The 10021-nt window shown below is 43.8% G+C and carries 12 protein-coding genes; 8 read left to right on the top strand and 4 right to left on the bottom strand.

The features are described from left to right. The first annotated feature begins 265 nt into the window (after positions 1-265). Entirely contained in the window at positions 266-451 is a 186-nt protein-coding gene (locus PX481_RS22885) for a PCP reductase family protein (protein ID WP_002751785.1), read from the top strand. A 4-nt stretch (positions 452-455) separates the two neighbouring features. On the opposite strand, the gene moaA is transcribed toward PX481_RS22885, so the two are convergent. Continuing rightward, positions 456-1445, bottom strand: a complete 990-nt coding sequence (gene moaA, locus PX481_RS22880) for a GTP 3',8-cyclase MoaA (RefSeq protein WP_288096227.1) — start codon at positions 1443-1445, stop codon at positions 456-458. Positions 1446-1863: 418 nt separating this feature from the next. Here moaA and PX481_RS22875 point away from each other — a divergent pair, with 418 nt between their 5' ends. Next, a complete protein-coding gene (locus PX481_RS22875; RefSeq protein WP_002761579.1) occupies positions 1864-3207 on the top strand; it encodes a DUF3370 domain-containing protein in 1344 nt (447 codons plus the stop codon). Positions 3208-3214: 7 nt separating this feature from the next. Here PX481_RS22875 and PX481_RS22870 read toward each other — a convergent pair whose 3' ends face one another. From PX481_RS22870 to PX481_RS22860, 3 genes are read right to left on the bottom strand one after another with little or no spacing between them, the layout of a single operon-like run. Further along, on the bottom strand, positions 3215-3727 hold the full coding sequence (locus PX481_RS22870; RefSeq protein ID WP_002761577.1) for a TolB family protein: 513 nt from the start codon (positions 3725-3727) through the stop codon (positions 3215-3217). 23 nt (positions 3728-3750) lie between these two features. Then, the gene (locus PX481_RS22865; protein WP_002761575.1) at positions 3751-3966 is read right to left on the bottom strand and encodes a hypothetical protein; all 216 of its coding nucleotides are present in this window, start codon (positions 3964-3966) and stop codon (positions 3751-3753) included. A 32-nt stretch (positions 3967-3998) separates the two neighbouring features. Then, on the bottom strand, positions 3999-4148 hold the full coding sequence (locus PX481_RS22860) for a hypothetical protein (RefSeq protein ID WP_002748420.1): 150 nt from the start codon (positions 4146-4148) through the stop codon (positions 3999-4001). Positions 4149-4448: 300 nt separating this feature from the next. Here PX481_RS22860 and PX481_RS22855 point away from each other — a divergent pair, with 300 nt between their 5' ends. The 6 genes from PX481_RS22855 (at position 4449) to PX481_RS22830 (ending at position 9923) form a co-directional block, all read left to right on the top strand. After that, a complete protein-coding gene (locus PX481_RS22855) occupies positions 4449-6191 on the top strand; it encodes a hypothetical protein (RefSeq protein ID WP_288025063.1) in 1743 nt (580 codons plus the stop codon). Then, positions 6149-7117, top strand: a complete 969-nt coding sequence (locus PX481_RS22850; RefSeq protein ID WP_288025065.1) for a DUF1822 family protein — start codon at positions 6149-6151, stop codon at positions 7115-7117. Before PX481_RS22855 ends, PX481_RS22850 begins: the two co-directional genes overlap by 43 nt. A gap of 63 nt (positions 7118-7180) precedes the next feature. Further along, positions 7181-7498, top strand: a complete 318-nt coding sequence (locus PX481_RS22845) for a DUF433 domain-containing protein (RefSeq protein WP_287691778.1) — start codon at positions 7181-7183, stop codon at positions 7496-7498. Between the two features lie 14 nt (positions 7499-7512). Then, positions 7513-7842, top strand: coding sequence for a DUF5615 family PIN-like protein (locus PX481_RS22840; protein ID WP_287691780.1), 330 nt, complete (start codon positions 7513-7515; stop codon positions 7840-7842). Positions 7843-7888: 46 nt separating this feature from the next. Beyond that, positions 7889-9556 (top strand): CHAT domain-containing protein, encoded by a 1668-nt coding sequence (locus tag PX481_RS22835; RefSeq protein WP_288096222.1) that lies wholly within the window; start codon positions 7889-7891, stop codon positions 9554-9556. Between the two features lie 55 nt (positions 9557-9611). Continuing rightward, positions 9612-9923, top strand: a complete 312-nt coding sequence (locus PX481_RS22830; protein WP_288096220.1) for a UPF0175 family protein — start codon at positions 9612-9614, stop codon at positions 9921-9923. The last annotated feature ends 98 nt before the right edge of the window (positions 9924-10021 follow it).

The raw sequence follows: 10021 nt of genomic DNA, 5'->3' as shown, positions 1-10021 counted from the left end.
GTTCGACAAAAGCTCACGCCGAGGTCCGAACGGAGGCAGGAGAATTAAGAATGAGCATTAATCAATTAAATGCTCTATTTGGTTATTTTATGCAATTTTATGCTTATTTTTCTCATTTTTGCCCTCTCAAAAATTAATTATGCAAGAACTCTAATTAAGAGAAAGGTGAAAAAGAGTCGCTATCAAGAAACTCATCATTTAATTAGCTTGGCAATAAATAGCTAATCTTTTTTGGTATAATAGACGGACTACTATTGTTAAATCTATGGACGCTCTAGATTTTTCCGATCAACTACAATGGACCGCAGAAGCAAAAGCAAAACTAAAAAATATTCCCTATTTTGTTCGTTCCCAAGCGCGTCAAAGGATAGAAGAATTAGCTCGTCATGCCGGTTCCGATCGAGTTACCGTGGAAATGGTAGAACAGGCTAGAGTAGAATTCGGACAGTAGATTTTTAGCCGCCAATTTGGGACATAGTACGGGTATAAATGCCGCTTGATGTGCCGGAATCACGCAGTTTAAAGTTTATTTCTGCTTTTAGTTCTATTAATTCCCGGACTTTTTCCCTGATTTCTGCCGGCGAAATTCCCTGACGGAGGGCAGTTTTTAGGTCAATTTGTCCAGTTTCGTTGAGGAGACAGGGACGCAACCAACCATCGGCCGAAAGACGTAGGCGGTTGCAGCGATCGCAAAAACATTCCGACATCTGACTAATAAAGCCAATTGTACCCTTAGCCCCCGGAATTTGAAAAACATCGGCTGGACCATTTCCCCGCACTTGACCCTCATTTAAGCCCCATTTTGCCCGAATTCGCCCCCTTAATTCCTCGTTCGCAATCCAAGCTTTTTCTTGAAATAAATCACCGTTACCGATGGGCATAAACTCGATAAAACGGACGTGCCAACGCTTCTCGATGGTCAAAGCCGCTAAATCCTCCACTTCTGCCTCATTTATCCCCGGAATTACCACCACATTCAATTTTAAGGGGTCAAAACCCACTCTCTGGGCCGCTTGAATACCTGCCCAAGTTTTTTGCCAACGACTCCGGCCGCGATTACCGATAATCTTATCGAAAGTGTCGGGGTCGAGGGAGTCTAAACTGATATTAATCCGTCTTAGTCCGGCTTCATACAACATTTCGGCTAAATTGTCAAGTAAATAGCCATTGGTGGTCAGAGCTAAATCGCTAGTGGCAGATAAAGAGGCGATATCGCGCACAATCTCCACTACTTCGGGATGTAAGAGAGGTTCCCCACCAGTAAGGCGAAATTTGCGGAAACCGAGGGGAATAAAGACATTTTTGACTAAAGTAAGAATTTCCTCCCGGGTGAGTAAATCTTGCGGTCGAACAGATGCCAATTCTGCATCTTCAGGCAGACAATACTGACAGCGAAAGTTACAGCGATCGATTAAACTAATCCTGAGATAGTCAATTTGGTTCATGTTCACGGGGAAATACCGTTATAAAACTTCATGAATTTATCATAACAATTCTGGCTCGATCGATATCTAGACATCGGCTACATCTAGATTTTAGTCTATGATGACAATAGATTTCCTCAATGGCAAGGGCAAATAATGATTGGTAAATTTGATAATTTTTCTTGATTGTACTTAAGTAGGTAGGCGTTAAAAGTTGTCAGATGCCCCCCTTATTAAGGGTAGGGTTGATTCATGAATCAACCCTACCTTATCAAGGGGGGCAGGGGGGATCGAACCTAAAATCCATTTTTAATTTAATTATAACCAGCTACTTAACACCGGAAAGAAATATTAACCAATCCTCTAGATATAGACAAACAGAATACTATCTAAATTGAGCGAGCCAGTAATGCTATGATCAAAAAATAATTATCTTGAGATGGTAATTTGTGTGATGTTACCTTTTTTACTACCCATTGCCCAAACTCCTCCTATTGTAGAAATAATTCGACCGGCGCAGGTGCGTCCTTTACCGAATCAACTAGATCAAGTTCCCGTTTTTAATAGCAATAGTCCCGAATTATTGCTAGGAGAAGGGATTTTGCTTTCCACTTTTCCCCCCCAAGAGAAAAGTTTTCCCTCGGCCCATTTAAATTATGCTTTTCAGGGACGCTTTGATATTTTTGCCCACCATATAGCGAGGGGGAGTTTTCCCGATAATTTACGCAGCCTTTATCTGGGTATATTACTCCACAATCCCAGTTCTAATCCCGTGACCGTTAAAATTCTGCAAGGAGCTAGTTATTTGAGTCAACCCGATGCAGCTTTTATCGATTTACCCGCACAAGTGGAAAATAATCAGGGGACAGTTTTTGCCGGGCCGGGAAGTCGGGTAATGGGGGATATTTTAATGGGGCAGCGTCAGGATATTTTTCCCGATAGGATTATTATTCCCCCTGGGGAGAGTTTTATGGTCTTAAATGCGGCGATTCCTGTGCGCGATTTGACTCCCCCTTTAAACGGTAGGTCCACTTATCTCCGTCTGGAAAGTGACGGTCTTCTCTACGCTGCTAGTTTAGCTCTTTATGCACCCTTAGACGAAAATGGGCAAGAAAGACCACCAAATCTGACAGAGTGGCAAAATTTGCTAGAAAAAGGCGATTTATCGACTCCGCGGGATCGAGCGCCCACTCCTCCCCATAGTCAAGGACAGATAATTTATGGACGGGTAGCGGGAGTGTCCCAAGGTTCAGCTTGGCCAGCCCGATTGGTCGATCGAGCTTCTTTATGGTTAAATATTCCTGATTCTGGTCAATCTATAGCCTATGGGATTAGTACCCTACCCGGGGGCAAATTGGGAACGGAACAAAATCAAAGTGCTAGTATGTTAGTTCGCTATCCCGATACGGCCTATCAAGCTCATGGTAATTACGGTGTGGAATATAGGTTAAGTTTACCTCTATTTAATGGGAGTGATGAGGCGAAAACGGTGACTATTGCGCTAGAAACACCGATTAAAGAGGATGTTATTGGGCCGGGTTTGCGTTTTCTCGATCCGGCTGCCCCACAAGTGTTTTTTCGGGGAACAGTAGCCGTCAATTATAGCGATGACCAGGGACAGGCACAAAGCAGATTTTTCCATCTCGTCCAAAGACGCGGACAAGAGGGGCAATCTTTAGTGAGTCTGACTATTCCTCCGGGGGATTGGCGTGTAGTACAGGTAAATTTTTTATATCCACCAGATGCCACTCCTCCACAGGTTTTAACGATTAAGACCGAGTAGAACAAGTTTAAAATTGGCCGTTAACGATCGCAATATTCCATTGACCGTCTTGGTTGGTTTCAAAGGCAATTTGGCGACCATCACCGCTAATGGTGGGATTGCGGACGCTTCCCCGCAGGTTAGCGGTTAACAGGGTTGCACGGGACCGGGAACGATCATAAACCATGACATCACTTTTACCGCGTTCGCTGGAGATATAGGCAATTAAACGACCGTCAGCATTTAAAGATGGCTGATCTTGGCTAGAATCGCCACGATTTAGGTTAGGAAGATTAACTAAGCGCTTTTCTTGCAGATCGAATAAATATATACTACGACGACCGGAGCGATCGGAAGCGAAGGCTAAATAGCGACCATCAGCACTATAACTGGGAAATTGATCGGGAGCAAAACTATTTAAACCACCGGCGGGAACTTGAGGAGTGATCAAAAGAGGGGAATTACAGCCACTTATCCCCGATAACAGCCCAAAAGAGGCCAAAAATCGCCCCAGCCAGACAAAAAAATTTTTTTCTTTCATCTTGACTTTTGACCCCAAATGTGCTAGTAACTTTCTTCCTTGCCGACGGTTTTGAGGGTAAGTAGTTGATTGCCTTGACTGAGACTATCGGCGATCGCTTCTCGAATCGGCAGGTCAATAGTGGTTTCAGCGAGGATTTCTTGGGCTTTTTGCCGCAAATCTGCCCCGGTATCGGCATCTACTTGGTCTAGATCGAGTAATTCCTGCGATAGCTGTTCGATCGAATTCGGGTTAGTCATAGCTCAGGCTCCCAACAAGCTTAATTACACTTTTATTGTATTGTAAAGAATAAGGCTTCTGTTTGTTTTTGATTTTTCTCAGCGATTAAGGGATTTTGACAAGCAATTAACTTTTCTGATGGATAATCTTCACTCTCAAATTCCACTAAGTTCACTCGATCGAATAATACTAATTGAATCACTATACACGGCCGCCATTTTAGCCTAAACTTCCCCCATTTGTCTATTTAAGGAATATTACAATAAACACGGGGTATATAAAGAAAAGTTAATGGGTTTATCCATTGATGGATAAGGGTTTTCGGCTATTGTAGTAGATATGTATGGGGGGAAGTTCAGCAATACTACCCAATCAGCACCCTCAAGTCTGGCGGTTTAGTGGAAGAGCAGTTTATTGTCCGCATGGCAAGAGGAAAGGCTAGAATAGAATTAGAGAAGATTTTAGACTTTAATAGCAATTACATTTTCTAAGTAGTACGGCTATGAGCATCAGCGATCCCACTAGCCAAAAAGCCTCGTTAACTCAGCTAAATCGCGCTCTCCGGCACTTTACCGACCGACACGAGTTAACCTTGCGATTTGCAGAATATCTCAACGATGACGAGCTTGACCCCCATAAAATCCTATTCTTCTATGGGGATGGTGGCAATGGCAAGTCGCTGCTGCTGAAATTCTTATTGGAAAATTGTTGCAAGCGCTTTCCTTTAGAAACTTGGACAGAACTTAAAACCAAAACCCATCCTGAAATTGTTGAGTTTATTAAGACAATTACTGACTGGGAACGTGACTTTCAATTTGTGCCAGCCGCACTGTTGGATTTTGAATCCCCAGCCAAGTCATCGCGACCAGAACAACCTCAAGAAAATTTCGACGGGCTACTGATTTTGCATAATCAGTTAATAACCAATGCTGCTCGCTTGGGATATAAACTCTCTTTTCCGCTCTATCAGTTTGCTTGCATCTTGTATTTACAACAGAAGGGAAAACTGACAAATGAATCCGTGAATAGATTATTTCCTTCACCGGAACTTTTTGCCTCTAAATTGGCAGTCTTCCTCATTAAAGAGTTACCAAATGCACTTGCCGCCCATATTTTACCCGGTTTCCTGGCGAGTTTGACATCTAGCAGTTGGAATATAATCACCCAAGACTTAGGGGGGGATTTGTCCCTTTATCTACAAGGTCGAGGACTCCAGAAAAAAGATTTTCAACGGATCACCGAGTTAGATCCCGATGCGGAATTGATTGTTGCTTTGCCTAACTTTTTTGCGGAAGATCTCAAGGTCGCCATGCAAAGAGAGGGCGCTCCTGAAAAACTGGTGCTGTTTTTCGACACCCACGAAGCCTTTTGGGGAGAAGGGCGCAATCAAGGAAGTGCCAGATTTTTCAAGCAGGATGAATGGCTGCGGTGTCTGTTGTCGCAGTTGTTGGAGTTGCCCCAAATTGTCATCGTCATGGCAGGACGGGAAATTCCCCAGTGGCATCGAGCCAGCTATTGTTCAATTACAGCGGACAAGTTAGAGTGCAGGCAAGTGTTCAACTTTCAAGTAACCGATGCCCTCGACTACCTACAAAGAGTCGGAATTGAGGATACCCAAGTGCAGCAGAGCTTGATTGCCTATAGTAGTTTTGATGGCGATTCCGTTCATCCTCTCTTGCTGGGGCTATGCGCGGATTTAGTCAGGATGGCGCCAGAAAAAAAAGAAGCCTTTACCGCTGCCGACTTTCAATCCGTTTCCGAGACAGGAGAGGGATTTAATCGGAAATTAGGGATTTTGGTAGAAAGACTCCTGAAATACACAGACAGGGTGTTGGAAGATGCGGTTTATGTCTTGAGTGCCTGTCGAGCCTTTAATGAAGACCTTTACTTTCATCTGGGCGAATCCTTGAAATGCAATCCCTCCCATGCTGCCTTTGACTCGCTCCTCAGTTTTTCCTTCGTCTGGCAGGCAGAACAACAAGGTGAGGGGTGGTATCGTCTTCATCCCTTCATCCGTCGTTTCAACCACGAGCAGAAGCGGGAGCGAACCCAGGCTGCCCATCAAGTCTTGGAGCGGTACTATCGAGAAAGGGGCAATCTGGCTGAAGCTCTCTATCATGCTTACTGGCAAGAACCTCTGAGAGCAAAAGAGGAGTGGATCGAAGTTTTTGGAAAAGCCAACCAACAGGAGGACAATGAACTATGTCAGGCACTAGCGGAAATCAAGAAAGAAATTCCTTTCTAGACGGTCAAATTGCCCAATTAATCGGGGATTATCTAACTCGCTTGCAGCGATATGAGGAAGCTAGGGAGGAATACCAAGAAGCTAGTGAAGGGTATGAAAATATCTCTCCCGCTTCCCCGGACTTTGAGACAGCCCAAAATAACCAAAAAGTAGTTCTGGGAAAACTTAATCGCTTACCAGAGCGGCAGAAATCCAGTCAAGACTACCGTTTAGAAAAGCTCTTTGCTGTTGAAAAGGAACAATCTCGTTCAGTTTCCTTAAAAAGCCGAGTCAATTTGAGCCAATGGTTACAAAATGTTTTTGAGGAAAGCTGGCAGACGATTGAACAGCTTTTTGCACCTGGAGAACCCTGTTTTGCCTATGCTTATGCCTTACGCGAGCGCGGGGCTGATTTTATGGATTCCAAGACGGTTAGCGATTTAATTGAGACGATTTATACCAGTCAGGAGGAGCATCGCCGCAGACAAGCAGCACTGCGCTTGGGAGAGATGGGAACTGCATCTTCTGAGGTATTGGCGGCTCTGACTCACTTGCTAGAGGCAACTCAGGATGAAGAAACCCGTTGGAGTGCGGCAGAGAGTTTATGGCGGCTCGCTCCGCATAACTTGGCAGGTGGGTTGAGGAGAGTTAAAGATTTAGGAATGCTGATCGGGGAACACCCAGTGACTCTAATGGTGGCTGTCTTGCCTAAAACTAACCAAATGATAGCGGTTCTCCTCAGGGTCTATCCGATGCGAAACCAGAAATATTTGCCTGCCCACTTACAATTAGTGGTGCTGGATGAGGCTGGGAAAACCTTTTTGGAAACTGAGGCAAGAGAACTGGACAATTACATCCAACTCAAGTTTAGTGGTTCACCGGGAGAACAGTTCAGTGTCAGGGTGGGACTGGGAGAGGCAAATATTACCGAAGATTTTACCCTCTAGCAGAACTTTCCCCCTGAGAAATTGCTAGGAACTAAAGTACAAGTAAACGGAGAAAGTTTAATCATGAAAACCGCACTAACCGAATACAAGCATATTCAAATAGACGAACGCGGGAGACCAATGATTGCAAGCTCGACAATGAAGGTGATTGATCTGGTGATGGCTCAGATGGCTTACGGTTGGACTCCTGAAGAAATTCAAATCAACCATCGCCATTTGAGTATGAGTCAGATTCACTCAGCCTTCGCCTACTATTGGGATCATAAAGAAGAATTGGACGGAGCGATCGCTGCCGATCTGGAGTATGCCCAAAAAATGCGGCACTCAGCGATCGAGTCGCCTTTTGTGGCCAGACTTAAAGCACAAGGAATTCTCAAGTGAGCCTCAAACTTTATATGGATGAAAACGTACATGGAGCCATCACGATAGGATTGCGCCTTCGAGATGTTGATGTGCTGACAGTTCAGGAAGATGGTTATTCTGGTAGCCCTGACCCCGTAATTCTAGACCGATCAACAGCACTAGGAAGAATTGTTTTTACACAAGACAGGGATTTCTTAGTTGAAGGGAGTCACCGTCAGACAGTAGGAATAGACTTCGCTGGAGTTGTTTATGCTCATCAGTTAATGGTTTCAATTGGCGACTGCATACGCGACTTAGAACTCATCACCAAACTGGGAAACCCCGAAGAATTTGTGAATCGCATTCAATACTTACCCTTTTAAATAGGCGATCTATTAATATTTTTTTTAACAACGACAGGTGGTAGCGATGGCTAAGTTAGTGACTGTTAAATTGGGAGAAGGCAACTGGGAACAGGGATTTCCTGTTATCCTGCAAATTGCTGAGGAAGGCTCCCCTCCTTCGATCGAAGTTACAGGTAAATTGCCAAGCGCTCCGGAAATTCCCCAAAACTATGACCAATGGCAGTCTAGTTATAGACATTTGCCTGTTGTTGTCAGGCTAACAGCACCTGCTACCCAAATTACCAATGTTTCCACTACTGCCGACTGTCGCCAGACCCTTCAAACTTTGCAAGATAGCCTCAAACGCTGGCTGAACTCCGAGTCGTTTCGTCCGGTGAGAGAGCGTCTCTTGGAAAATTTGAACCGTTCCGAACCCATTCGCTTCATCATTCAAGCTGGGGATGGCTATTTGCGGCGGCTACCTTGGAATTTGATCGAGTTCTTTGACCATTATCCCAAGTTAGAGGTAGCGATCGCTGCTTCTTTCTTTGAAAAAATCGTTAGCCCACCTTCCCCCACCAAAAGGCTGAGAATTTTGGCGATTTTAGGTAATAGTGAGGGCATTGACGTGACGGCAGATAGAAGGTTTTTAGAGAATTTGCCGGGGGCTGAGACGGTTTTTTTGGTAGAACCTCCTCGACGAGAGATTAGCGAACAACTTTGGGAACAACATTGGGACATCCTCTTTTTTGCCGGACACAGCCATACGGAAGGGGAAGTGGGGCGCATTTATATTAATCAAAGGGAAAGTTTGACTATCGGTGAGTTAAAACATGGTTTGAGGACAGCGATCGAAGGGGGGTTGCAGTTAGCCATTTTTAACTCTTGTGATGGGTTGGGGTTGGCCAAGGAATTGGAGAATTTGCAAATTCCTCAAGCGATCGTCATGCGCGAACCCGTACCCGATAAGGTGGCACAGGAGTTTTTAAAGCATTTTCTCAAGGCATTTTCTAGGGGTAAATCTTTGTATTTGTCGGTGCGGACGGCGAGAGAACGTCTTGCCGAAGAAGGATTAGATGCGGAACTGCCGGGGGTGATGGGGCTGCCCGTTATTTGTCAAAATCCTGCTGCTACTCCTCTGGTTTGGACAAGGAAGAAGAAGCTATCAATACTTTATCAGGGTAAGCTGGTTATCGGTGCTTTAGCTTTGGGGGCTGTTTTACTGTTAATACCAAAAATAATTACAATTACTTCCCCTTATCGGGTCTATGACCCGAATAAGGAACGGTTGAATGGTGACCTTAAAATTTCCTATCCCAAAAACTGGAAAATCAAATATCCTCCAAATTGGCAAAAAATACCTAGTGCAACTAATACAGAAGTTGTTAAATTTTTAGCACCAAAAGATCATTCTTCAGTTTTTTTTCAACCTAGTGTTATAGTTAGTATTGAACAGATAGAGAATCCTGCTCCACTAGATAAATATACTGACGACACAGTTAAGCAAATTAGTCGGGACTTTTCTCAAGGTTTTCCAATCACTCCAGAACGTACTAAATTGGGTAAGCTTGATGCTACTGAAATCCTCTATACTAAACAACAGGGAGATAAACAAATTAAAATCAAGCAAGTTTGGGCATTAGCACCGAATCATGCTTACGCTTACATTGTTACCTATCAAGCAGAACCAGCAAGATTTGCTGAGTTTGAAAAAACTGCTCAAAAAATCATTGATTCATTTACTATTAATTAATCTCTGGTTTTGTAGATAAATTGAGAAAAAATTGATAACAAATGGGGAAATATTCATGCAAATTAAGATTGCTTTACCTGACGATATTATATCTTCTCTTGAAGCTAAATGGGGAAGTTTAGAGCGTAGGTTAATGGAAATGGTTATCGTTGAAGCGTATCGGGAAGGGTCGATTAGTGTTGGGAAAGTGCGAGAGTTATTAGGGATGAAAACTCGCCTTGAAGTTGACGCATTTTTAAAAGCTAAAGGGGTGGATTTACCTTACAGTGAAGCTGATTTGGAAGCGGATATCAAATCCGTGAACAACTGCGACAAGAAGAAAAATGGCTCTTCGGGAATTGTTATGCAAATAATTAACTTAAAATAAAATTCGATGAGAGCGCCTACGCTCAAAAGTAGCTGAAATCCATACAGGGAAGGACTTAAGGCACAAACAGGTTAATACCAAAAGATAGACAATTGAGT

It is taken from the genome of Microcystis sp. M53603_WE2 (assembly GCF_030065435.1).
The sequence above is the reverse complement of the archived record's forward strand: the minus strand, read 5'-3'. Positions and strand labels throughout refer to the sequence as shown.

Bases quoted from the DNA above. Each gene is read 5' to 3' on its own strand.
- PX481_RS22855 (WP_288025063.1), top strand. From the start codon at position 4,449: ATGAGCATCAGCGATCCCACTAGCCAAAAAGCCTCGTTAACTCAGCTA.
- PX481_RS22830 (WP_288096220.1), top strand. From the start codon at position 9,612: ATGCAAATTAAGATTGCTTTACCTGACGATATTATATCTTCTCTTGAA.
- PX481_RS22865 (WP_002761575.1), bottom strand. From the start codon at position 3,966: ATGACTAACCCGAATTCGATCGAACAGCTATCGCAGGAATTACTCGAT.
- PX481_RS22845 (WP_287691778.1), top strand. From the start codon at position 7,181: ATGAAAACCGCACTAACCGAATACAAGCATATTCAAATAGACGAACGC.
- PX481_RS22885 (WP_002751785.1), top strand. From the start codon at position 266: ATGGACGCTCTAGATTTTTCCGATCAACTACAATGGACCGCAGAAGCA.
- PX481_RS22870 (WP_002761577.1), bottom strand. From the start codon at position 3,727: ATGAAAGAAAAAAATTTTTTTGTCTGGCTGGGGCGATTTTTGGCCTCT.
- PX481_RS22875 (WP_002761579.1), top strand. From the start codon at position 1,864: ATGGTAATTTGTGTGATGTTACCTTTTTTACTACCCATTGCCCAAACT.
- PX481_RS22850 (WP_288025065.1), top strand. From the start codon at position 6,149: ATGTCAGGCACTAGCGGAAATCAAGAAAGAAATTCCTTTCTAGACGGT.
- PX481_RS22840 (WP_287691780.1), top strand. From the start codon at position 7,513: ATGGATGAAAACGTACATGGAGCCATCACGATAGGATTGCGCCTTCGA.
- moaA (WP_288096227.1), bottom strand. From the start codon at position 1,445: ATGAACCAAATTGACTATCTCAGGATTAGTTTAATCGATCGCTGTAAC.
- PX481_RS22835 (WP_288096222.1), top strand. From the start codon at position 7,889: ATGGCTAAGTTAGTGACTGTTAAATTGGGAGAAGGCAACTGGGAACAG.